General features: G+C 64.8%; 22 protein-coding genes and 1 riboswitch. Of the genes, 10 read left to right on the forward strand and 12 right to left on the reverse strand.

The annotated features are described in order from the left end of the window. Nucleotides 1-61 precede the first annotated feature (61 nt). Entirely contained in the window at nucleotides 62-262 is a 201-nt protein-coding gene (locus tag BST42_RS29465) for a hypothetical protein (protein WP_133057531.1), read from the reverse strand. A gap of 366 nt (nucleotides 263-628) precedes the next feature. On the opposite strand from BST42_RS29465, the gene BST42_RS28405 reads away from it, so the two are divergent. From BST42_RS28405 to BST42_RS28415, 3 genes are all read left to right on the forward strand, one after another. Continuing rightward, entirely contained in the window at nucleotides 629-1,204 is a 576-nt protein-coding gene (locus tag BST42_RS28405) for a nucleotide-binding protein (protein WP_083123061.1), read from the forward strand. After that, a complete protein-coding gene (locus tag BST42_RS28410) occupies nucleotides 1,197-1,424 on the forward strand; it encodes a hypothetical protein (RefSeq protein WP_083123054.1) in 228 nt (75 codons plus the stop codon). The genes BST42_RS28405 and BST42_RS28410 overlap by 8 nt, the downstream gene beginning before the upstream one ends. 185 nt (nucleotides 1,425-1,609) lie before the next feature. Beyond that, the gene (locus BST42_RS28415) at nucleotides 1,610-2,410 is read left to right on the forward strand and encodes an Abi family protein (RefSeq protein ID WP_110918824.1); all 801 of its coding nucleotides are present in this window, start codon (nucleotides 1,610-1,612) and stop codon (nucleotides 2,408-2,410) included. Between the two features lie 283 nt (nucleotides 2,411-2,693). Here the strand turns inward: BST42_RS28415 and BST42_RS28420 are convergent, their stop codons facing one another. The 5 genes from BST42_RS28420 to BST42_RS29470 form a co-directional block, all read right to left on the reverse strand. Next, nucleotides 2,694-3,908 (reverse strand): IS110 family RNA-guided transposase, encoded by a 1,215-nt coding sequence (locus BST42_RS28420; protein WP_083123055.1) that lies wholly within the window; start codon nucleotides 3,906-3,908, stop codon nucleotides 2,694-2,696. Nucleotides 3,909-4,623: 715 nt separating this feature from the next. Then, nucleotides 4,624-4,782, reverse strand: a complete 159-nt coding sequence (locus BST42_RS29785) for a hypothetical protein (protein WP_165760955.1) — start codon at nucleotides 4,780-4,782, stop codon at nucleotides 4,624-4,626. Between the two features lie 40 nt (nucleotides 4,783-4,822). After that, a complete protein-coding gene (locus BST42_RS28425; RefSeq protein ID WP_083123056.1) occupies nucleotides 4,823-6,568 on the reverse strand; it encodes an Nramp family divalent metal transporter in 1,746 nt (581 codons plus the stop codon). Further along, nucleotides 6,561-7,886 (reverse strand): magnesium transporter MgtE N-terminal domain-containing protein, encoded by a 1,326-nt coding sequence (locus tag BST42_RS28430; RefSeq protein WP_083123057.1) that lies wholly within the window; start codon nucleotides 7,884-7,886, stop codon nucleotides 6,561-6,563. Before BST42_RS28430 ends, BST42_RS28425 begins: the two co-directional genes overlap by 8 nt. A 154-nt stretch (nucleotides 7,887-8,040) precedes the next feature. Then, nucleotides 8,041-8,604 (reverse strand): hypothetical protein, encoded by a 564-nt coding sequence (locus tag BST42_RS29470; RefSeq protein ID WP_133057532.1) that lies wholly within the window; start codon nucleotides 8,602-8,604, stop codon nucleotides 8,041-8,043. A 138-nt stretch (nucleotides 8,605-8,742) separates the two neighbouring features. Here BST42_RS29470 and BST42_RS29790 point away from each other — a divergent pair, with 138 nt between their 5' ends. Then, on the forward strand, nucleotides 8,743-8,916 hold the full coding sequence (locus BST42_RS29790; protein WP_165760956.1) for a hypothetical protein: 174 nt from the start codon (nucleotides 8,743-8,745) through the stop codon (nucleotides 8,914-8,916). Between the two features lie 143 nt (nucleotides 8,917-9,059). Here the strand turns inward: BST42_RS29790 and BST42_RS29475 are convergent, their stop codons facing one another. Further along, the gene (locus BST42_RS29475; protein ID WP_133057533.1) at nucleotides 9,060-9,263 is read right to left on the reverse strand and encodes a hypothetical protein; all 204 of its coding nucleotides are present in this window, start codon (nucleotides 9,261-9,263) and stop codon (nucleotides 9,060-9,062) included. A gap of 311 nt (nucleotides 9,264-9,574) precedes the next feature. Next, nucleotides 9,575-9,758: riboswitch (M-box (ykoK) riboswitch) on the reverse strand. Between the two features lie 74 nt (nucleotides 9,759-9,832). Then, entirely contained in the window at nucleotides 9,833-10,405 is a 573-nt protein-coding gene (locus BST42_RS28440; protein WP_083123059.1) for a recombinase family protein, read from the reverse strand. Nucleotides 10,406-10,773: 368 nt separating this feature from the next. On the opposite strand from BST42_RS28440, the gene BST42_RS29965 reads away from it, so the two are divergent. Next, the gene (locus tag BST42_RS29965; RefSeq protein WP_207569594.1) at nucleotides 10,774-11,226 is read left to right on the forward strand and encodes a hypothetical protein; all 453 of its coding nucleotides are present in this window, start codon (nucleotides 10,774-10,776) and stop codon (nucleotides 11,224-11,226) included. 33 nt (nucleotides 11,227-11,259) lie between these two features. Here the strand turns inward: BST42_RS29965 and BST42_RS28450 are convergent, their stop codons facing one another. Continuing rightward, on the reverse strand, nucleotides 11,260-12,474 hold the full coding sequence (locus BST42_RS28450; protein WP_057979827.1) for an alpha-D-ribose 1-methylphosphonate 5-triphosphate diphosphatase: 1,215 nt from the start codon (nucleotides 12,472-12,474) through the stop codon (nucleotides 11,260-11,262). Between the two features lie 165 nt (nucleotides 12,475-12,639). On the opposite strand from BST42_RS28450, the gene phnC reads away from it, so the two are divergent. The 5 genes from phnC (at nucleotide 12,640) to BST42_RS28475 (ending at nucleotide 16,990) form a co-directional block, all read left to right on the forward strand. Next, entirely contained in the window at nucleotides 12,640-13,467 is an 828-nt protein-coding gene (gene phnC / locus BST42_RS28455) for a phosphonate ABC transporter ATP-binding protein (protein ID WP_082632800.1), read from the forward strand. Between the two features lie 52 nt (nucleotides 13,468-13,519). Continuing rightward, nucleotides 13,520-14,368, forward strand: coding sequence for a phosphate/phosphite/phosphonate ABC transporter substrate-binding protein (gene phnD / locus BST42_RS28460; RefSeq protein WP_264045052.1), 849 nt, complete (start codon nucleotides 13,520-13,522; stop codon nucleotides 14,366-14,368). A 107-nt stretch (nucleotides 14,369-14,475) separates the two neighbouring features. Then, nucleotides 14,476-15,198: a phosphonate ABC transporter, permease protein PhnE gene (phnE, locus tag BST42_RS28465; RefSeq protein ID WP_237159632.1), complete on the forward strand. Its 723-nt coding sequence runs from the start codon at nucleotides 14,476-14,478 to the stop codon at nucleotides 15,196-15,198. After that, nucleotides 15,195-16,232 carry a phosphonate dehydrogenase gene (locus tag BST42_RS28470; RefSeq protein ID WP_057979823.1) on the forward strand — a complete coding sequence of 346 codons (1,038 nt, stop codon included), beginning with the start codon at nucleotides 15,195-15,197 and terminating at the stop codon, nucleotides 16,230-16,232. The genes phnE and BST42_RS28470 overlap by 4 nt, the downstream gene beginning before the upstream one ends. Continuing rightward, nucleotides 16,229-16,990: a GntR family transcriptional regulator gene (locus BST42_RS28475; protein WP_237159633.1), complete on the forward strand. Its 762-nt coding sequence runs from the start codon at nucleotides 16,229-16,231 to the stop codon at nucleotides 16,988-16,990. Before BST42_RS28470 ends, BST42_RS28475 begins: the two co-directional genes overlap by 4 nt. 41 nt (nucleotides 16,991-17,031) lie before the next feature. Here BST42_RS28475 and mobF read toward each other — a convergent pair whose 3' ends face one another. The 3 genes from mobF to BST42_RS28490 form a co-directional block, all read right to left on the reverse strand. Next, on the reverse strand, nucleotides 17,032-19,959 hold the full coding sequence (mobF, locus tag BST42_RS28480) for a MobF family relaxase (RefSeq protein WP_057980039.1): 2,928 nt from the start codon (nucleotides 19,957-19,959) through the stop codon (nucleotides 17,032-17,034). Nucleotides 19,960-20,331: 372 nt separating this feature from the next. Next, the gene (locus tag BST42_RS28485; protein ID WP_237159634.1) at nucleotides 20,332-21,408 is read right to left on the reverse strand and encodes a rep protein; all 1,077 of its coding nucleotides are present in this window, start codon (nucleotides 21,406-21,408) and stop codon (nucleotides 20,332-20,334) included. A gap of 470 nt (nucleotides 21,409-21,878) precedes the next feature. Then, nucleotides 21,879-22,082, reverse strand: coding sequence for a toxin-antitoxin system (locus BST42_RS28490; RefSeq protein ID WP_083123060.1), 204 nt, complete (start codon nucleotides 22,080-22,082; stop codon nucleotides 21,879-21,881). Between the last annotated feature and the right edge of the window lie 299 nt (nucleotides 22,083-22,381).

Here is a 22,381-nt window from a genome sequence, read left to right on the forward strand (position 1 = left end):
ACACAATGGCGCACCGGGAACGGGTAAGAGCTCACGCGGGCGTCGGTAGCGCGATCGTCAGTCAGGGTCGTCCTGTGATCGCGATGACGGCCTGAATGATCACACCAAGGACGGTGCTGATGGCGCGTCCGGTATCGACGATGGTGACCTTGGATTCCGGGTTGCGGGCATGAAGACGATCTGCCAGGACGCAGATGCTCACGACTATGGCGACAACGCCGAGGATGGCAACAATCGTCACTGTCAGCTCAGTTCCGCTCATGGTTGGTGCTCTTTCTCTGGATGGTCGGGAAGGCGGCTCCCGGAGCGGGGCGCTTGAGCTCCGTTCTCTTTTTGTGGGCAGAACTGCTCTGTTTTCCATGGCATTGCCTGGCGCCTTTCTCGTCGTGCTGCTGCCGAGAGGTGTACGCCAGTGCGGTGCAAAGACCTGTTGTCGCCAGACGTGGGCAGGGGTGGCTGTGTATTCACAGCGCCTTCTGTCCTGCCGTTCGGCCGAAGTCCCGAACGGCAGGACAGTGGTCACAAATTGACGACGATTCGAAGAAATGTAAGTTGAGCTGCGGTGACGTAATGACGTAATGGCGTGTTGACGTAGTTGCGTCATTACGCTGTGACGTATGGTGTAGGCATGTATACGGTTTCTTTGGTCCACACCAAGGGCGGCGTTGCGAAGACGACGTCGGCGGTGTACTTGGCTACTGCTGCGCAGCGCCGCGGCCGCGATGTCGTACTTATTGATGCCGACCCGCAGGGTTCTGCGCTGGAGTGGGCGGCGGCCGCCCAGGAGGATCCGTTGCCATTTCCGGTGGTGCCGGCGCGTCGGCCTCTTGACGTCGGTGGCCGCCAGGAGTTGACGATCGTGGACACTCCCCCGGGTACTGCGCAGGTTATTCAGGAAGCAATCGAGCTGGCCGATCTGGTCGTGGTGCCAACCGGGGCCTCACCACTGGACGTTCGACGGGTGTGGCCAACTTTGGAAATCACTGCGCACCGCCCCACAGCGGTGCTGCTGACCGGGGTGGATCTGCGGACCCGGTTAGCCGATGAGGTGAAGACACTGCTGGAGGACGAGGGGGTGCCGGTCATAGAAACGCGGATTGTTCGCCGTGAGGGAATCCGGCGGGCGTTCGGGGCTACACCGGATCACCTGTACGGCTATGACGACGTGTTCGATGAACTGATGGGGGCGCTGGTTCATGTCTGATTTGACTTCGAAGATGGCCGCGCGGGTTAAGGCAGAACCGACCAAGCGGGCCGCTGAAGCATTCCGCTCCCCGACTGACGATATGCAGCGTGCCACCGTCTATCTACCGCGTGCGACGGTGCGCGGGCTGAAGCAGGCTGCCTTGGACCAGGACACGAGCATGAGCAAGATACTTACTGATTTGGCCGAGCAGTGGCTGGCCCAGAACGTAAAAACGTAATGACGTAATAGCGTTCTTACGTCATTACGTTCAGTTCGCCAAGGTGCAAGTTCTAGCACGGTATAGAACTTTGCACCCCTGATATGTACACTTCTAGGCAGATGCAGTCAGTGATGGCTGTTCGTGAAGAAGCCTCCCTCCTCTCAGAGGGGGGCTTCCTTGTTTGTCTGGCACAGTGATCGCTCATGACGGTGATCCCGGCAGAGGTGTTCAAGTGCCTGCATGCGTCGCGGTTAGCTCATTACCGGGCGGTGGCCGGCGGTCAAGACGCCGACGCACTGGCTTTGTACGAGTGGAATATCGAGCTGGCTTCAGCCTTGCAGGACCCTCTAGGCATCACCGAGGTGGCGGTGCGCCACGCGATCGACACCGAGCTAAGCGGTTGGGCGCAGCAGCACGGCCAGGGCGCCGACTGGATCAACCACATCGCCCACATCCCATATCTGTCTGCCCAAGGCGTGTTCACCACGACACGTCACAAGCTGTACAAGGCAGCAGACCAATCGCGCCGGTCCCGGCCGACGAGTCATCCACGGCATGGAGACGCGATCACACACAACGACCTGGTCGCACATGTCATGTTCGGGACATGGGCCAGCCTTCTGCCGGAGAAGTTCGACGCGAGCTGGGTGGATCCGAATGGAAACCCGGTCCAACAGCAGGTGAATCTGCAAGCCCGGCGTGATCTGTGGCGCAACTGCCTGCACGTCGGGTTTCCGAACGTCAAACAGGACCCGCGGGGCTACGGCACCGGCAACAAGGTGCGGGATCTTCGCAAGCTACGAAACCGTGTGTCTCATATGGACTCATTGCTATATGTCGATGTGAAGCACTTGCACGACCGCGTGCTGTTACCGTTGCTGAACTCAATCAGCCACGACTTACACGACTGGGTTAAGGGGCGGAGCAAGGTCCTAACTGGCTGTAGGTCGTGTCAAGGCTTTGGATGGGCATGCTGGATCGACATCCCGTTCGGGATGCATTGAGGTGGCTGCTGCGGTGACCAGGGGGTCTGAACGCGGCGGGTGCCTGGCGCCCACGTTGACGTATGCGACCTCGTGTGGGGTCATCTGGCGTCGTTCGGGCTGCCATGGAGGCGAAGAGCCGGGTGCCAAGTTAGGAGCGGCGTAACCCGAGACGGGTCCGCCATAACCGCAGCGGCATCTGATCCGGCCCTTCGTCCCGTCTGTCCAGCGTGGCACTGCCGGCCGTGGTTGTGAAGAGTGTTCTCCCGAGCTCCTTTCGGCCAGGGCTGGCGCTTCTGGTGGTTCAGCTCCAGCGGGCGGGGTCGTAGACGGCGTGGTCGCGGACCAGAGCGTGAGCGATGCGGTTGGCGCGGTGAGCCAGTGCACAGGCGATGACGCCGCCACGCTTGCCGCGGTCCTTGAGTCCGTGTGCGTAGGTCTTGGCGGTCGGCTCGGTCAGCCACAGACCGATACCGAGGTCGATCAGTGCTCGGCGCAGCGCCACGCTGCCCTCGCGGCTGATCGATCCGTCCCGGCGTTTGTGCGCGGATTCGTACTGCATCGGCGAGAGCCCCGACGCGCGGTAGATCTGGCGTGATCCCGGCCATCTGTTCGGATCACCCAAGGCGGCAGCATAATTGGAGACACGGACCACGCCCCAGCCCGGCACCGTCGTCAGGGTGCGAAACGGGCTCGACGGTAACAGTCGGGCAAGTTCGGTTTCGGCCTCGGCGATCGTGGTGTCCAGGTTGGTCAACAAGGCCATGTCAGCGGCCAGCACACGTCGGGCCACTACGGCATCGCGGGTCGGCAAGGCGTCCTTTGCCGCGGCGATCAGACGCTCGGCGACCGGGCGGCGCAGCTGCACATCGCGGGCCGCCGCGAAGCGGATCAACCGATTCACCCCTAACCCCGACAATCGCGCCGGATCGGTGAACTCGGCGGCGACCAGACGCCCGATCTTGGTACCCAACACATCCGGCAACGCCAACGTCAGTCCGGGAAACGCCCGATCGAGTTGACCGAGTAACTGATTTTTCGTCGCCGTGCGGGTCGCGACCCGCCGCGACCGATGCTGGGCCCACGCCGCCATCTCTCCGATGAGCACGTCACGCTCACCGATCACCCGGCCCCGGCCAGCCAGCATCAACTCGGCGATCGCCTCCAGATCGATCCCGTCAGTCTTGAGCCGCCGCCGGCCCATCACCCGACGCTGCTCAGCCACATGAGCAGGGTTGAGTTCGCGCACCTCCCACCCTGGCGGCCAGTGGAAATCGGCCACCGGTCGGTGGTAGTGCCCAGCCGCTTCTATACCCACTCTGACCTGCGCACACGATGACGTCACGGCCAGCAGGCGCTGCGTCGCAGCGTCCAGACCCGAGCGGGTCATCGCGAACTCAACCGGGCCCATCAACTGTCGATGAGCGCTATCGGTCACTGACACCATCAACGAGGTCTTGCCGACATCGACGGCAACGACGATCGTGGACACCGTGACTGGAGCATTCAGCACAGACACAACAACACCTCCGGGGCGTGCCAGGAGAACTAGAGCGCGCCAAACGCTCAGGTCCTCGAAGGATCTTTGACAATCCCTTCCTGACACCCCCGGAGGCGTTTGTGAAGGCCTGGCTCAAGTCATATCAACCGTTCTAGCTCAACGACCCTAGCGGTTACGTTGTGACGTAATGACGTATATGCGCCATTACGTCAGGCGTAGAAGAGCTCGTGTCCGGTGAGGGAAACACGGATGTGGTCGACACATGCATCGTGACGTAATCACGTACTTACGTCATTACGTCCTCACTCGGTTGTCCTCCGACGGGGATTGAAGTCGTAAGTTCGCCCGGTACACCCGACGACCGTCAAGGCAACTGAAGCAACGGATTATGAGTCCATTGCTCCGCTATACCGGGGCAAATTCAGACCTAGGGATTATAAGGCCCTTGCTCTCGCGCACGCCGGACCCGCTGATTAAGAGTCAGCGGGTATGAGCGAGGCCTTGGTTCCGGGCCACGACCGACCAACCTGGGACCTGCGGATTAAAAGTCCGCAGCTCAGACACTCCAACGGGCGAGGGCGACCCACTGACCGTCACCTGGCAGCACTGGCTCGAGCCGTATGCGACCTCTCTCAACGCGTCCCTCAAGTCAAGAATGATCCGTGAACAAAAGGGCAGCAACTTAGGTCACAGACACCCGATGAAGGGAGCTCTGTCTCAGTCGAGAACGCGCTTAACGGCCCCGTCGGCCCCAGATGATCAGCAGTGTCACCGTCGCGATCACCGCGATGGTCACCAGCAGGATCGTGGCGCCGATGATCACCGCGTGGTGGCTGTATTGCGGCAGCGGGGGCGACGCCACAGCCAGCGAGCCATTCAATCCAACACTCACGTCCGGCCTATGGACTGGTGCCTGGTTGGTTCGGGACATGTCATCCGCCGCCGAGTTGCACGGCTTTGACGATCAACAACACGGCGCCGACGACGAGGTAGCCGCGTAGGGCGAGCATGCCGAGTTTCGTTCCGGCCGACCAGGTGACGGGTTCCAGCAGCGCCAGGGGCGGCATCCGCCACCGCATCTTCTCCGGGCCGTCCACCGCTGGCGGGGGAGCTGGCGCCGTGGGGCGACGGCGTTGCAACCACTTGAGGGTGCCCACCGCGAAAGCCGCTAGGACGACGATTCCCGCCGCGAGATATTCGGTCACCGAGACGACGTCCAGATCCGGGAACAGCGTGGTGGCCATCAGGATCCCGGACAGCAAGAGCAGCACCGAGACGATGAACACCGCGACGACGTTGAGCCAGCGGCGGTTCACCCAGGGACCCAACACCTCCCGGTCATTGCACAACAGCAGCAGGAACACGCTCGCGCTGGGCAGCAGCAGCCCGGCCAGCGCCTGCACCGCGGTGGTGATCAGTCCCAGCGGGGCACCCGGTATCAGCACGATCCCCGCGGCGGCGGCGACCATCGCGATGTAGGAGACGTAGAAAGGTTTGGCGTCGGAGAACCCGCGGTGCAGGGAGTGCTTGAGACCGAACACATCGCCAAACGCGTAGCTGGTGGCCAGCGTCACCGCGGCTGCGCCGACGATGGAGGCATCTAGCAGCACGATCGCAAAGACCGGACCCAGCACACTGCTATGCGCCGACAGCAGACGGGCGATGTCGCCGGCGTCGCCGAAGGTGCCCTGACTGCCGGTGGAGCGGGCCGCCCAGTCCGCGGTCATCATCAACGCAGCCGCACCGATGACCACCACGAACGCGCCGATGGTGGTGTCGGCGCGCTCGTAGCCGATGAAGCGCGGGGTGATGCGCTTGTCGACGATGTTGGACTGCTGAAAGAACAGTTGCCACGGCGCAACGGTGGTGCCCACGATCGCAATGATCAGCAGCACCGCATCCGAGCTGAGCCCACCCTTGATGCCCGGAACGACGAAAGCCTGGGCGGCCGCCCCCCACTGGGGGTGCGACAGCAGCAGCATCGGTATCTGCAGCAAGGTGATCGCGATGAACACGAACATGGCGCGTTCCCAGCGCCGGAAGCTGCCCGAGGCCATGATCGCCACCAACGCCACGGCGGCGGTGGGCACGACGATGTACTTGGAGATGCCGAAATAGGTGGCGGCCAAGGAGACGCCGATGAACTCGGTGACGATGGTGAGGAAGTTCAGCAGGAACAAGTCGCCGACGGAGAACCAACCCCAGCCGCGGCCGAAGCGTTCGTTGATCAGCCGGGCATGGCCAACCCCGGTGACCGCGCCCAGGCGCACCACCATCTCCTGGTTGACGATCAGCACCGGGATCAGCAGCAGCAGTACCCAGAGCAGGCTGTAGCCGTAGTTTTGGCCGGCCTGGGCGTAGGTGGCGACACCGCCGGCGTCGTTGTCGCCGACCATCACGATGATCCCTGGGCCCAGGATCGCCAACAGGGTCAGCAGCCGGGTCTTGAACGTGCGGCTCTGATCACTGTCGCCGACGCTGACCCGACCGAACGCACCCTCGATGTCACCCAGATGGGCGGTATCCAATACCGCCGACGCCTGAGGCGCTGCAGGGGCCGGAGTCGGCTCGGGACCCGGCGCGCTGGTGGACGCGGCCTGTGGGGTGACATCAGCAGCGGGAGCCTGATCCGGCGCGGTGGGGTCGGTGGTGCCTACCGGCGGGTGGGAGTCAGCCATGACCGGCCCCGTCCTGGGCACCGACGACGTCGACGTCGCGGATCGGGCGCGGCGCGGGTTCGCGGCGTCGCCAATCCTCCGGGATGGTGGCCTCCAGGACGTCATCGAAGGTCACCACACCGACCACCCGGTCGCCCTCGTCGACGACGGGGATGGCGACCAGGTTGTAGTCGGCCATCAGCAAGGCGACGTCGGTCAGGTCGGCTTCCGGGGTGACTCGGATCGGGTCGACGTCGAGCAGCTCCGAGACCGGGGTGTGGGGGTCGGATTGCAGCAGCCGGATCACCGAGACCACCCCGACCAATTCGCCGGCCTCGTTGACCCCGTGCATCTTGAGCAACGCCTCGGGTTGCATCGCCCGGGCGGCGGTGATGATCGAAAGAGCTTCCGCAGCAGTGGCATCCGTATAACACGACGCCACGTCGACGCTCATCAACCCGCCCGCGGTCGAGGGGTTGAACCCCATCAGCGTGATTACCTTGGTGCGCTGACCCGCTGGGAGCAGATCCAGCACCCGACGACGGCGGGACTGGCGCAAATCGGCGATCGCGTCCGCCGCGTCGTCGGCCCGCATCCGGGCCAATACCCCGGCGACCTCGGTATCGGTCATGTCGCCCAGGATCTTGGTGGCCTTGTCGGGGTCGAGTTCCTCGAAGACGTCGGCCTCCAACTCCGGGTCGGAGTGGAGGCGGTCCAGGATCTCCCCGCCCTCGTCCTTGTCGGCGTCCTCCAGCAGGTCCGCGATCTGGGCCGGCTTCAGCTTCGACATCCGCCCGCCCGCGCGCTCCAACACGCTCGCCGTGTGCCCGATGAGCGGTTCGAAGGACTTCCAGTCCCGGCTGGCATGCCCCCCAACGGATTTGATCAACCCGAACAGCCGCGCCGGCCGGCGGGTATCCAGCCGTGCCAGCACCCAGCCCTTTCCGGTGTCCTCGAGCTCGATGTCGTAGGCGTGCACCAACTCCGCGGACGCGACGTCGATGAGCCGGTGATCGAGCACGTCAGTGCGCAACAGAACCTCGCCGTCACGGCGTTCGAACTCGCGCAGATCCACCTTGTTCTTCGACAGATCTACGTGTTCCTGGGTCAGGTCGGTGATCTGCCCGGACGACACGTACACCCGACGGCCGCCGATCCCCACCACCAGGCCGGTGACCGGCGGATACCCCTCGGCACCGCGCAGGCTGACGATGACGTCATCGACCCGGCCCACCGCGTCACCGGCCTTCGCGACGACCGGACGACCCAGGAGATCGGACAGATGGATCACCGGACGTGACGCCGTGGGCACTCGACCATCAGGCGGGACTTCACTCATAGTGACTCTTCCTTCTCGATGAGACGAACGCGGCCGTGCCCGAATGCGCGGTTCCATATGCGCACGACCACGTGAACACTGGGCGACACCAATCTCGACCACAGTCGGTAGACACCCAACCTGGGACATGTGGAGGGATCGTCCACAGAGGTCGTTAGTCACCGGACCCTCGATCACGACCCTTACGCCGGGCCGCGTACCGAGGGCTGTAGCCAGTGCGAGATCGCGTAGGGGTCGCGAATCTGGCTACCACGTAGATGGCAAGGAGAAGCGCCGACCCGATCATGCTGGCCAGTAACCCCAACCCGGCGAGGTGCCCGATCAGCGCGATCAGGCCAACGACGATGTTCGCCACCGCGGCGACCTCCATGATCAGCACGGCGATCATGACCCGGCGGCGGCGCCTCACGTCGTCAACGGTGGCCTGGCGCTGCTGATCGAGGTCGGCTTCATCGGCGACTTCCGCGCGAAGCAGCTCAAGCAGGGCGACCGGGACATCGGTCGCCACGCTGACATCACCGACGTCGTCTCCGCGGCGCAGCATCAGCGCCGCAAGTCGGACCCGCACGCTGGCGTGGCGATCGTCATCGGCCTCCGGCAGTGGGGCCGTTGATCGCTCCGGAGTCATTCCAAGGTCACCGAGGAACGCCGGGTTCGATCCGGCGGACGCCGCCCGCGGGGGATTGCGCCGCGTGCGGGACCATCGTTTCTCCGGCATGCCCTCAGTATGACCAGGTCGTACGGCTCGCAACATCGAGCCATTCCTGTCAATCTCCTGTCGCCACAGGTGCGTATCGGCGGGTACACCTGCTAGACGCGCGGCGGGCCGCCCACCACATCGCCCAGAGGTGCTGGGTTGGGAATTTGGACGGGTAGAGGTGTCGGCCATGTCGGCCATCACCTCGACCAACACTTGCGGGACGCGGGTTGTGGTGGCGACCACCGCCGGGTCACCACCGTGCCGCAGCATCGCCCGGGCGGTGAGCATCCGGATGGTGGCGGTCAGCGTTCCATCGGCCCGCTGGCCTGACACCCTTTGCGGCGCTGCAATTTTGGCGGGTTTATCGATCGCGTCGTGCGTCTGATCATCGTGGGAGTCCATCGGTGGGCCTCCTCGCGCGGCGGCGTGTGCCGGGGCGGGCCGGGGTTGTGATGCACCCCAGCCCGAACCGGTCAGCCGACGTGCCCACCCAATGACGCCGTGATCAGCGCGGGCGGGGTGTAGGACGCCAACAGGTACGCCCGCTCCTGTGGGGTCAAATTGCGCCGGACCCACACCCGTCGACACGCCCTGTGGCCCCAGGTGAACCATCCGTGTGCGGCACGGGACGCCATCGACACCATGGGTATGCGAAGACGAGACAGAACAACAACCATGACAAAACTCCTTGACGCAAAGAAAAATTGGGGTGTCGCGGCATCTTTGAGTGTCACGCGGACCTCGAGCAGGCAGCAGCGTCGTAGGAGTGCATCGTCTGAACAATGGTGCACTCGAACAATTAACGATGAGAGGGGCTTCAGGCCTCGATCGACTCAAGCTGGCCACGTAGCGGGAACAATTCCGAACCCGCCGACGGCGGTTTATCGCTGGTACTCAACGGTGTTCCTCACCTCCTCGCAGCCAGGACGCACGCGGGCGTCACATCGAAAAGCACCACATGGGGCGGACGTGCGGCACAGTGACCGCACCTACACCCCTCTCGTCAGAGCTTCGGCACTGCACGGCGTATCGGCCACCAGAAACACTCGGTGCTCGAAGCCACTTGGGCTCAACCCTTAATCCGGGAAGAGCTGTCCTGACCCGGGGCGTCTTTCGACGTTCGGGGTCAGTGGCCTTTATCCGCGCAGACGCCTCACCTAGCGAGGTGCTTGCACCGATCAGTGTGGACCTCCAGACCACAACCCGTCAAGACGAACCAGACGACGCGCGTGTGACCTCTCGTCCCTCACGCCATCGGCGCTGCCGACAAGTAGCGATAGGCGGTCGCCCGTCCAATACCGAAGGCTTTGGCCAGTTCTCGTACGGGTTCGCCAGTCTCGGCGAGCCGACGAAGCTGCTGCTGTCGCTCAAGGGAGAGTTTGGCGGGCTTTGTGGCTGGCAGGCGGCGCGTCCGCCTGGACTCACGCGAAGCAGCACGGCGCTCGCGACCGAGTTCAAGCTCTAGCTCGGCCAAGGTAGCCATGATGGCAGCCACGGCACGGCCGGTTGGAGTGCCCGTATCCACACCTTCACGCAAGGCGCGCAACAAGATTTGACGCTCATCAAGTTCAGTGATGGTGCGAGTTACTTCGGCGACGGAGCGGCCCAGTCGATCGATCGCAGTGACCACTACGGTGTCGCCCTCACGGGCGTAATGCAGCATCGCCGCCAATCCAGGCCGATCAGTGCTCACCGCTCCCGAGAGCTTGTCGGTGAACATATGGCCGGACTCGACGCCAGCGGCATTGAGCACAGCCAGTTGCGCGTCGAGCTCTTGGGCTGCAGTGCTCACGCGGGCGTACCCGAGAATCGCCGTCACACCACTACCGTCTCATCTCCTCCGACAGCGAGGATCTGGGACACGCGGTGTGAGACAAGAAATGAGACAACGCGACCTGGAGGTTATCCAGCAGGAGTGGCCCGTGAGTGGCTGTCTCGTTTCTTTAGATGCGAGACAGACTAGAGGCTTTTTGAGTAGTCAGAGGTCAGCAGAGGTCGAGTTGAAGGGTGCCACCGCCGCGTAAGCCGTACCGGCCGCGCCCTCGACCGGCGATCGACCAACATGCTGCGGTCGTCGATGGGTGGCTGATCGCCGATCAGCATGCTCCCCGCAAGCAGCGTCACACCGCACGCCGGATCTGGCAGCGCCTGGTCACCGAACACGGTGCGACATGCTCCGAAGTAACCGTGTCACGATACGTCGCCAAACGACGAATCGAGCTGGGCCTGAACAGGATCGAGGTCGCGGTTCCACAGAATCATCTGCCCGGTGCGGAAGCGGAAGTGGATTTCGGAGAGTTCTGGACCCACATCGGCGGCGTGCTGGTCAAATGCTGGATGTTCGTGATGCGGCTGTCCTGCTCGGGCCGGGCCTTCCACGTCGCGTTCACCACCCAGGGGCAGGAGGCGTTCCTGCAGGGACATGTGTTGGCATTCAACCACTTCGGCGGTGACCTTCGGGACACAGGATCTGAGCCGCCCGCAATCTCTAGATGTGATACGGCGGTGCTGTTATCCGTTGTCTCGGAGCCGCTCACGCCATTCGGTACGACTCCATCGGCAAGCCGGCTTCATCTGCAGTCCGATCGCGCATCGCGTACCGAAGATTCGTGTACTTCGCTGAGCCATGTCCGGCGTTGACGGTTTAGGGTCCGGAACAACAAGAGGCCCAGATTAGCTGGCCGAGGGTGGCGGGGCGGTCTGGGGGGATGCTCGCAGGACGGCATGCACCACCGGCCAGGTGGGGGATAAATCTGCGAGCACCAGGTCGGCGCGCATACCCTCGCGCAGCGCACCACGATCGTTAAGGCCTACGCAGACAGCTGGGCCGAGTGTCACCAGCGTGACGGCCTGAGGGAGGGAGAGCAGGCCTTGGCGGGCAAGGTGAACGGCCGCCGCGAGCATGGAGGTGGGCAGATAGTCACTAGCGAGTGCGTGGACAAGTCCGGCGGCTACAAGTTCAGCGGCGGATACGTTGCCGGTGTGTGAGCCACCCTGGACGACGTTAGCAGCTCCCGCCACGACAAATAGGTCGCGGTCACGCGCTGCCTTGGCCGCCTGCATTGTGGTGGGAAACTCTGCGACCAGGCCGCCGCGATCAGCCAGCTCAGCGATATCATTGCCGGTGGCGAGATCGTGACCAAAGAGTCGGATTTGCCCTGCGCGGGCCAGCGTGCTGAGCCAAACCAGCGTCTCGTCGCGCACATCGGCGTACCTCTCGCGCTCGGCCCGCCAGCGGGTGACGTGGCTTGCCGCCTGGGTCTCGCTCATTCCCTCCTGGATCATTAGCCAACGACACATCGTGGCTGGGTCGGCGAACTGACCCAGCCCGGGGGTGTGGTCTTCATGCGACACCACAGGCGCCACGGCGGGCCGTCGCGCCTTATAAGCAACTAACTGCTCCTCGAGAAGGGCGCGTCCCTGCTCACACCGAACGTCAAGCCGGTGCAGCACGCGGTGATCGACGTGGTAGTCGTCGTCACGCTCACACAACGCCGCCGACAGCTCTGACGCGTTCGGGGAGCCGATCGGCATACCGACAATCGAACGTCGCTGAAACGCCAGCCCGTGGAATACGGTCGTGACCCCGCTTGCTCGTAGCCGAGAACCCGTGGAGGCGAGGGCGAACGTAGCGTCGATCTCAGTTCCGGGTCGCGAACGCAGCTCCAGGCCAAGAGCGTCGCTATGGGCATCGACCAACCCCGGTAGCAAAGCTGCCCCACGGCCGTCGAGGTCGTACCTCAAACCGGGCGAGTGCGGGCCGACTTCTGCGATCTTGCCCTCACGAACAACCACATGCGCATCGTCCACGAGCCGTTCCGGCAGAACCGCAATGACGTGCCCAATAACGTAGTCGGGGAGAGGCTGGCCGGGAGTCCAGGCGGTCATGGCAGTACAGCTTTACGCGCTTGGGTTGCCCGAACGTGAAAGCGCTTCACCTGCTCACCAAAGATCGACAGAAGTTCAACATGCGTTCACCACGCCATCTCTCAGATAGGAAAATCCTCTATAACAATTGACTCGAATAATCGAAACCTACTGAGGAATTTTACATTGCTGGAGCTGGCTGAGGTGAGCAAGACCTACCCCCGCGGCGTGCAGGCGCTGTCCCCCACCTCGCTGGAGATCCAACCCGGCGAGGTCACCGTTTTACTCGGACCGTCGGGAGCCGGGAAGTCCACGCTATTGCGCTGCATGAACATGCTGGTGAGACCGACGACGGGCACGGTGAGAGCCGACGGACTGCCGGCGCTGGACTCACGTCGGGCACTGCGCGAGCATCGCCGGCAGACGGGCATGGTCTTTCAACAGCACCAGCTGATCCTGCGCTATACCGCGCTGCGTAATGTCCTGCTGGGCAGGGTGGGCTACCACCATCTACTTCGCGGGTTTCTACCGGCTCGTCGAGGCGACCTAGACATCGCACTGAAGGCCCTAGACCAAGTGGGATTGCTCGACAGGTCGTTGGAGCGAGCAGACCATCTCAGCGGCGGCGAGCAACAACGGGTCGGTATCGCCCGCGCGCTTGCTCAGCAGCCCCGCCTAATTCTGGCCGACGAGCCGGTCGCCAGCCTCGACCCTGGCACCGCCCAGCGGGTCATGACTCTGCTGCGGCGGGTGTGCACACAGAACGGCATCACCTTGGTAGCCAGCCTGCATCAGGTTGAGCTCGCGCTGCAGCACGCTGACAGGATCGTCGGCCTCGCCCACGGCGAGATTGTGTATGACGGCCCACCTGCCGACGTCGCCGAGCCGGTACTACGGCTGATCTACGAGGGCGGCCCGGACAAGTCGACGTCGGCAAGCGCCAACCCCAGTCAACACCCCGGACGTCCCTATCAAACCGACCCTCAACTGACCAAAGGAATTATTGATGTATAGGCGGCCTGATCGGCCTCAATGTGCTGCAGCTCTGGCGACCATCCTGGTCCTCGTGATGGGTCTGGTCGGATGCGGCTCAAGTTCCACCCCGGCTAGCGGATCGGTGCCCGACACCATTCGGGTGGCCCTGCTGCCCGATGAGAACGCCGCCGAAGTGATCAACAAGAATCAACCGCTCAAGACCTACCTTGAAAGCAAGTTGGGACACAAGGTGGAGTTGGTGGTCACCACTGACTACTCCTCGATGATCGAAGCGATGGCTCACGGCCGACTCGAACTGGCCTACTTCGGGCCCCTGTCGTACGTGCTCGCCAAAGAGAAGGCCGATATCGAACCCTTCGCCGCCTTGACCGAAGTGAAGGGCCAGCCGCCGACGTACCGCGCGGTCTTTGTGGCCAACCCGGCATCCGGAATCAAAAACCTCAAGGACGTGGCCGGGAAGACCGTCGCGTGGGGGGACCCGGCAAGCACGTCCAGCCACCTGATTCCGAAAGCCATGCTAGCCGATGCTGGCCTGAGAGTGGACCGCGGAGACTATCAGGAGCAGCACGTCGGGGCCCACGACGCCGTCGCTTTGGCGGTGCAGAACGGCAACGCGCAAGCTGGTGGGTTAAGCAAACCCATCTACGAGCAACTCGTCAAGAACGGCACCATCGACCCAAGCAAAGTGGTGGTGATCGCCGAATCCAATCCCTACCCGAACTATCCGTGGACCGTACGGTCGAGCCTGCCCGAAGACTTCAAGAACAACGTGCGTGCAGCCTTTCTCGGACTCGACGACAAATCAGTGCTCAAACCGTTCAAGGGCGCAGGGTTTGCCCCCGTTAAGGACCAGGACTACGACGTCGTACGTCAACTCGCCCCGCTCCTGAACATTAACCTCGCCGAGTTCAGCCGGTGAACCGCGTCTTATCACCTCCGGCCGCGGGGGATGAGCACGATCGATTCGATTCCGTATCGCGCAGAACGCGAGTCGGCTGGGGCCGCGTATTCGGTGAGGTGAGTGCGGTGATCATCCTTATCGTGCTGTGCGCCTACGCCGTCGGGCTGCTCGACGCGGGTCGGATGGCCGCCGGCATGGTCGACATCGTCGACCTGCTGACCCAGTCGTGGCCTCCTGATTTCACCGATCTCGATTCGTGGTGGCATCCGCTGTGGGACTCACTGTCGATGAGCGTGGCGGCGACCGCGCTCGCGATCCTCTTATCGGTACCGATAGCTCTGCTCGGCGCTCGCAACACCTCACCGCACCCGGCCGTGTACTGGGCGGCGCGCATGATGCTTAACACCCTCCGATCGGTGCCGGAACTGATCATAGCGATCGTGTTCGTGGCCGCCGTAGGTTTCGGTGCACTTCCTGGTGCGCTCGCGCTGGGCATCCATTCGGCCGGAATGGTCGGGAAGTTCTTCGCAGAGGCCATCGAACACGCCGACCAAGCCCCGATCGAGGCGGCGCGCGCGGTCGGCGCCACGCCACCGCAGGTGATCTTGCACGGCGTGCTGTCTCAGGTGTTACCCCAGATGGCCGACGTGACTATCTACCGGTGGGAATACAACTTCCGCGCCTCGGTCGTCGTCGGGGTCGTCGGCGCCGGTGGAATCGGGTTCGAGTTGATCGCTGCACTGCGTACCCTGCAGTACCACAAGGTCGCCGCCATCCTCCTCCTTATCTTGGCGACCGTCACAGTCGTTGACGGTTTCGGCGGATTTCTCCGAAGGCGGTTCGCGTGAATACACATCAACGACGTCCGCTCGTCGTGCTCAGCCACCGCGTGCATCCGCAGGTCATCACGCTGCTCAGCCAACGCTGCGAAGTGATACCCAATCAGCACGAGGACAGCCTTCCCGCCGCCGAGCTCCAGCGGCGCGCCGCGAACGCCGACGCGTTAATGGTCTTCATGCCCGACCGGATCGATGCCGACTTCCTCGACGCTTGCCCGCGACTACGCGTGATCGCCGGTGCGCTGAAGGGCGACGACAACATTGACCTTGAGGCATGCACCTCCCGCGGGATCTGGATGACCCGTGTCGAGGACCTGCTCACCGACCCCACTGCCGAACTTGCCGTTGGACTCCTCATCGGCCTAGCGCGCAACGTAGCACCTGGAGACCGCCGCGTCCGCGCCGGATTTCCCGGATGGCGTCCCGTGCTTTATGGGCAATCCCTCATCGGGGCGACGATCGGCATCATCGGTGCAGGCGCCGTCGGGCGAGCGGTCGCCCGGCTGCTTCGTGGATTCGACGCCCGCCTGCGCTACAGCGATCCCGCACCTGTGCCGGCAGCAGTCGCCGATTTCCTGGGACTTGAACAGGTGACGCTGACAGAGCTGCTGACATCCAGCGATGCCGTCATCGTCTGTGCCCCACTCGGGCCGGACACCATGCACTTGCTCGACCGCGCCGCCCTGGCGTCAATGCGGGCAGGTGCACTCCTGGTCAACGTAGGGCGCGGGTCGGTGGTGTGTGAAGACGTCGTTGCCGAGCTGCTGCGCCTCGGCCATTTAGGCGGATACGCTGCTGACGTGTTCGAGTTCGAGGACTACTCTCGCCCCGAACGGCCAGGACATCCCCACCCTGGGCTCATCGGCCAGCCGGAAAAAACGCTGTTTACCCCTCACCTCGGCTCAGCCGTCGACGCGGCGCGGCTCGCGATCGAACAACGCGCAGCTACCTCAATCCTGCAGGCGCTGGCCGGCGATGTGCCCGAGGGCGCTGCCAATAGCGTCCACCAAGGATCGGCCATTATGCCCTTGCCGAGAGAATGACGCCGCCCGCCGACGGCGCCGAACCCGAGCAGACCGCCACCCGGATGCCGATGTACTTGGTTGTGGCCGAAACACTTGCAGCACAGATCGCTGATATGCACGTCGGCACCCGTCTCCCTCCCGAGGACAAGCTTGCCCGCCAATTGGGTGTGAGCCGCCTTACTGCCCGCGCCGCGCTGGCGGAGCTAGAAAGCCGCTATCTGGTACTTCGGCGACAGGGATCAGGAACCTTTGTCTCTCGTCGCATCGACTACACCATCTCGCGAGACAACCCACCCAGCTGGAGCGCCAGCGTCCGCAATGCCGGCCGCACCCCAGCTATCCGCACCACATCGTGGCGGCTCGACAAGCCACCCGTCGAAGTGCGGCGGCGCATGCGGATCGACGCTCGCCGCCAACTGCTCGCCGTGTCCCGCGATCGCTATGTCGATGACGAACTCGTCGGCTTCGCCGACTCATGGCTCGACCCCGAACTCCTGCCCGACCTGCCGCAAACGCTTGATACGACAGCCTCGCTGCACGACGTGCTCGACCGGCATTACCGCCTCGAGCCCGTCCGGGGCTGGTTCGGCGTCGCAATAGATCCAGCCCCACCCGAGGTCGCCCGCCACCTCCGATTACATGGACACCCCCCGGTCATTGCGATCCGAAGCCGAACCGACGCCGCCGCACGCGGCCACCGCCCAGTGGAACTCACCATCTCCTGGCTGCGTGCGGACATCTTCCGCGTCGACGTCGACTTCGACACCAACCCGTAAAGACCGTTGATGCTAGCGACGGCGACCATAGGCATGGGTGGTTAGAGGCTGAGGTCATAGCCCTGCTCTTGGTCGCGGTGTCGGCTGCGATCCAGGCCGAGGTGCCGATCTAATTCCCGATCACGTTGTGTGCGTTGGGTTTTCTGGTAGGCACTGCGCCGTTGGGTGAGCGCCTTATGGTGTTCGGCTACAAGGGCGGCGACCATCTCGGGCAGCAGGTGGGTGGGGGTGGTGGCGGCGATCTGGTGTGCGGTGCGGGCGGTTTCGTCATGGGCGATGACCTGTCGTAGCGCCCGGGCGGCTTGGGTGGGGGTGCCGCGGCGCGCCAGATGCACCCCCTCCACCTCGGCAGCCTGGTCACTGTGGTGGGCGTGGTCGGCCTCGGCCGGGTCGCGGGGGTAGAGGTAGGCGTGGTTGGCGTCGCGGCCGCGGGTGAGGGCGACGTAGGCCAGGTTGCGGCTGGCGGTGTCGGCCAGCACCGCATGGGTGGTATCGGCGGTGACGCCTTGGGCGGCGTGCACGGTGACCGCATGCCCGAGCTGCACCTGCTCACGGAGGTAGTCGTCGCTGAAGACCGCCCACGCCCCGTCGCCCAGGCGACGGGCGGCCAGGCGCGGATGCGCGGGGGTGTCGTCGACTTTGACCACCTGCCAGCGTTGCCCGTTACGCACCGGCGCCTCCAACAACTGTTGGGTGCGGTCTTCGGGTTGGTAGACGGTGATCGTGGGGTCGTTGCGGCGGGTGACGATGATGTCGCCGACCCCGATGTGGTGGCCACGCGGCCCGGGCACCGTCGTGGTGTCCCGGCCCGCGGCGGCACGCTGGGCGACGGTGTGGTCGTGGACGCGGCGGTTGAGCGCATCACACATCTCGATGGTGTCTGCCAGCAGCAACGCATCCTTGCCCGCGGCGAGATCCTTCTGGTGGGCGGCCAGGGCGTCAGCGGCCATGGTGACCTGATCCCCGGCGTGCAGCCGGTCATGGTCGCGATACCAGCTGATCGCGCGGCGCACGGGGGCGGGCCCGCCGTCCCGCACCGCCAACGACGCCGTCCGTTCGGCCGGGTCCTGCATGCGCCACACTTCGGAGAGGCGTTGGGTCCAGGGCAGCTCCTCGCAGAGTTGGGCGAACATGCCGCCGCGGGCTTTGACCGGTTCGAGTTGGTGGGCATCCCCGACCAGCACGGTTTTCGTCCCGGACTGCGTGGTGTGGGTGAGCAGGTGTCGCCAGTGGTCGGTGCCGACCATGCCGGCTTCGTCGACCACGACGACGTCGAACGGACCGAGCTGCAGCCGGCCGTCGGCGAGGCGGCCCAGGGCGTCGTGCACGGTGTAGCCCTCGCTGGCCACCCCTTCGGCCAGGGCGACATCGACGGCTTTGCCGGTGGGGGCAAGCACAATCATCCGCGCCTTCTGGCGGCGCTCGATGATGGTGCGCAACGCCCGCATCGACGTCGTCTTCCCCGCACCCGCCGGCGCGCTCAACGGCATCACCAACTGAGGGCTGGCCGCAATCGCCGTGACTACCTGGTGCTGCTGATCCGACAACCCCAGGGCGGCGGCGGTGTGCTCGTCGGGGCGCACCCAGGCCATGGCGCGCAGGTTGGTGGCGTCGACGAGGTCGAACACCCGGCGTTCCTCAGCCACGATCACATCGACGGTGTAGCGCGCGGATCCTTCGCGCTGATGCGCCAACCGCGGCCCTGTCAGCCGCATCCCGACCGCATCCACGCACGCTTCGATGAGCTGACGCGGCAACCCCGCACCCACACCGCCAGCGCTGTCGAAACCGGCCGCGTCGGCGCTCATCAGGGGCAGTTGAGCGCCGATGACTTCGACCAGATCCGCCCGCGTTAACGCGGCTTTGTCGGCGCGGGCCGCCATCGCCGCCACCGCGCGCCGATCCACCACCAGCGCACCGCGTGACAGGCGCGCTGCGGCATCCCGCGCCGCCTGCAGGCGCGCTTCCCGCGCCTGCTGTTGGGCGGGGCGCGACACCCGCAAGCCACGCGCGTCGGCGCGCCACTGCTCCCGCAGTTCGGTCCACGACAGCGACTCGGGTTTGCGCGGTCGGGTGGCTTTCTGCGCAGCCGCCAACTGCGCCTGTGACAACTCCGCCGCGGTGTCGACGACGGTCAAATTGTTCGCCGCCCACTCGCGTAGCTGAGTGCTTCGTTTCGACCACGCGGCGATCGTTGTGGGGTCAATTCCGGCGATCTCGGCCATCCCCGTGCGGGCGTCGACCGGGCCCCATTCGATCCCGGCGAGGCGGTGCAGTTCGTGGCGCAGGGTGGCCTGATAGATGATCCCGGCAGCCCTGGCTTCGTGGAACAAACTGGTGCCGTCAATCGACACCAGCCGGCCATCGGCGCGGGCTTGGCGGTTGGGCACCAACACGTGGGTGTGCAGGTGCGGATCGCCCGCCCGGGAGGTCTCATGCTGGTAGGCCGCGGCCACCAAACCGGGCAGTTTCTGCAGGTCTTTGTCGCCGGTGACGGGGTTGTGCACCCGGGTGTAACCGGCATGCGCCGCCAAGTATTCGAGCGCTTCGGCGATCGCGGTCTGATGCGCCGCGGAGACCGCTTTGTCGATGACGTCATCGCCAAAAACCCGCACCAACGACACACTCTTGGGCGCGCAAAACGTCAAATCAAACCCATGCACCCCGCCCGTGCCGTGCGCGCGTCCGCACTCCCCACTGGGGGCGACGCCGGCATCGAGCCAGCGCGCCACCACGTCGGGATCGGCATCCCCACCGGAGCGTTCACCCTCGGCTAAACCCACCAGTTCCGCGGCCACCCGGGAGTCGCCGGCGCACGCCCATACCGGTGTGCGGGTGTCGCGTTCGGCGTAATACTCCGCCAACCCCCCATTCGCCTTCTGGCGGTCTTTGAGGGCGTCGTCGACCGCCCGGGCGGTGTCGTTGTAATAGTTCACCGACCACAACGACAACTTCGCCACCGTCAACACTCAGACCACCCCCACACACTCAGGGGCGCCCGCCGACCACCAGGCGTAGGAGACAACCGACGGACGCCACCACCAGCCTCGCACAACTTGTGCAAATGTGCCGTCAGTATGGACGACGTGAAATTGGTTAGGTTGGTGTAGGGGTAAGAGGTGGGGATCGTTGGCGGTGCTTGCCAGGAATGGGGGTGTCAGGGTGGGGCGGATACCGGTAGAAACGAGGGTGCTGACGGAGTTGCTACGAGTGCTGGAAATGCAGGGAGATAGCGTCGGCCTGGCCGCGCTAATGGGCTACCTCGCCGAGGGTGTCAACGCCACCGTGCAACCGCCGGTGCGACCGTGGGACATCGCCACCGTCGCATCCGAGACGCCACCTCATGCCAGCGGCCGGATGTGGCCCTGCCCGAGGACTCCGGGACCATCACCCTCACCGCTCCCCTGAGCCGCTGCTCGTTGGGGCATCGAGGAGGCTGGATCTCGTTCGTGGTTAGGTTCGCTAACTGATGGCAAGTGGGCAGCCCGAGCGAGTGCACGCAGTGTGCGGTCGGGACGTTCGATCGCGGGACGGTGCGGGCGGTCGCGGAGGACGCGGCGGATCTCCTGTTGGGCGGCGGTGATGCGGGCCCGCTGGGCGGCCGTCGGTGGTGCGGGTGGGGGCTCCTGGTCGAGGCTGCCGGCGGCGTAGCCGCCGGCCTTGCTCGGGTGCTGTACGGGTGACCAGTCGAGTCGGCGCAGGCGGCTGAATAGGAACGCGCCGGGGTTGGTGATGTGATCGGGCCAGGTCGCGCCGCGGGTGCGCATGTCGGCGTTGAGGGCGTCGGTGATGGCGCGTGCTGTCCACACCGTGGGGTCGACGCCGGCGGCGGTCAGCGCATCGCAGATCGTGCCGATGTGGCCGCGATGCAGCCCGTGAGTCGCGGCGACCAGGGCCGCGGCTAGGCGCTGGAGGGTCAGCGGCCGGGGAACGCTCGGTCTGGGCGGTGATGGGCAACGGGTTTTGAATCCGTTTTGTGTCAGCTGCTGGGCGGGTGCGCTCGCGCGCCCGCTTGGTGAGTAACTCCCTACGGGAGAAAAACAATTCACACCGCCTGACGGCGGTAGGTGGAAATCATCCCCAACCCAGGGTGTGCGCAGGGGATGGCGCTGCGCCGCCACCGGTGGCGGGATCCGGCGGGAAATCAGGTGGTACACCGAGGGTCGCCGGCCGATGCTGGGGGTGCCGGGTGAGCCGTGGCCGCGTTGGGCCTCCACCGCCCATTGGGAGGCCCGTAGGACCCGCCAGGCGGCGGTCACGGTGCGTACGTCACATCCCACTCTGGAGGCGATCGTGGCGCGGGTGACGGCCACATGGCGGCCGGTGGCGTGGTCGGCGTGCTCGGCCATCACCGCCGCGATCGACAACAAGGTGGCCGCGGTGATCGACACCCGCTGCTCCACGCACAACTGGCCCATGGCCGGCGACCGGGCCCAGCGGTTGAGCCCAGCGAGCCAACTGGCACGGCTAGTCCACATCGGCGCCCGCGGCACACACGCACCAGCACGCTCCACCCAGCCGCGCCGGCGTTCGTTCGCGAGCGCGCGCACGACATGCGATGTGGGTGCGATAGCGGCGCCCAGGGGCGCCGGCCACGCACTGCTCGCTCGATGCGATCGCGCGTTGAGGAAGTCACGATTTGCGCACTGATTGCGCGCCATATCTGGAACGCCAGGCAGGCGTGCGCTACCGTGAGAGCTGTCCACCAAGACAGTCCCTTCGGGGAAATGGGTACGGGGACCCGCAACCGAGCTACCAACTCGGTTCGAACCTCCAGACGTGGCCCCCCTCAGGCGGGGCCTTCGTCATTCAGAGTGGATTCCGTACCAGCTATTCAGATGTCACGTGTTGGCCCAGCGCGTCGTCCTGCATCCCTGGGCGCATACGGTCACATCGCCAGCGGCAATTCCTCCCTCGATTTGTGAAGTGCAAGAACCAGTTCCGGGTGCCCGACGTGCTCGGCCAGTAGGTCGGCGACGTATTGGCCCATCGGAATACCGAGCTCGGCCGCCCTCTGTTTGACAATCTCGTAGACCATACGAGGGGGGCGCGTCATGATCTGGGCGCGGTCACCTTTATGCGGTTGAGCCATGAGCAGGACTCTGCCAGTCGAAGCATGCTGTAACTGATAACGACACGCGGTTTGGTGCGGACCGATGTGACGCGTGGGAAGTCACGGGGCCCCGACTGCACCGTCCCTGCTTGCCCCTTCCTCATAGTGGCCTCGTCTGTGCGTGGTGGGGGTGGCCGTCAAGGCTCGTTCTCGATCGCGGTGGGAGCGGCATGGCCTTGACAGCCGCTCCCACCGCGATCGACACAATGGCGCACCGGGAACGGGTAAGAGCTCACGCGGGCGTCGGTAGCGCGATCGTCAGTCAGGGTCGTCCTGTG

Origin of the sequence: Mycolicibacterium rhodesiae, assembly GCF_002086695.1 — a bacterium.
In the GTDB taxonomy this organism is placed as follows: Bacteria; Actinomycetota; Actinomycetes; order Mycobacteriales; family Mycobacteriaceae; genus Mycobacterium; species Mycobacterium rhodesiae.

What these genes read in the sequence shown, in the direction of transcription:
- BST42_RS28405 (WP_083123061.1), top strand. Translation starts at nt 629, where the DNA reads ATGTATACGGTTTCTTTGGTCCACACCAAGGGCGGCGTTGCGAAGACG.
- BST42_RS28490 (WP_083123060.1), bottom strand. Translation starts at nt 22,082, where the DNA reads ATGGCTCAACCGCATAAAGGTGACCGCGCCCAGATCATGACGCGCCCC.
- BST42_RS28450 (WP_057979827.1), bottom strand. Translation starts at nt 12,474, where the DNA reads ATGACCGCCTGGACTCCCGGCCAGCCTCTCCCCGACTACGTTATTGGG.
- BST42_RS28485 (WP_237159634.1), bottom strand. Translation starts at nt 21,408, where the DNA reads ATGGGCCAGTTGTGCGTGGAGCAGCGGGTGTCGATCACCGCGGCCACC.
- BST42_RS29465 (WP_133057531.1), bottom strand. Translation starts at nt 262, where the DNA reads ATGAGCGGAACTGAGCTGACAGTGACGATTGTTGCCATCCTCGGCGTT.
- BST42_RS28410 (WP_083123054.1), top strand. Translation starts at nt 1,197, where the DNA reads ATGTCTGATTTGACTTCGAAGATGGCCGCGCGGGTTAAGGCAGAACCG.
- BST42_RS28425 (WP_083123056.1), bottom strand. Translation starts at nt 6,568, where the DNA reads ATGGCTGACTCCCACCCGCCGGTAGGCACCACCGACCCCACCGCGCCG.
- BST42_RS29475 (WP_133057533.1), bottom strand. Translation starts at nt 9,263, where the DNA reads ATGGTTGTTGTTCTGTCTCGTCTTCGCATACCCATGGTGTCGATGGCG.
- BST42_RS28415 (WP_110918824.1), top strand. Translation starts at nt 1,610, where the DNA reads ATGACGGTGATCCCGGCAGAGGTGTTCAAGTGCCTGCATGCGTCGCGG.
- BST42_RS28475 (WP_237159633.1), top strand. Translation starts at nt 16,229, where the DNA reads ATGACGCCGCCCGCCGACGGCGCCGAACCCGAGCAGACCGCCACCCGG.
- BST42_RS28430 (WP_083123057.1), bottom strand. Translation starts at nt 7,886, where the DNA reads ATGAGTGAAGTCCCGCCTGATGGTCGAGTGCCCACGGCGTCACGTCCG.
- BST42_RS29470 (WP_133057532.1), bottom strand. Translation starts at nt 8,604, where the DNA reads ATGCCGGAGAAACGATGGTCCCGCACGCGGCGCAATCCCCCGCGGGCG.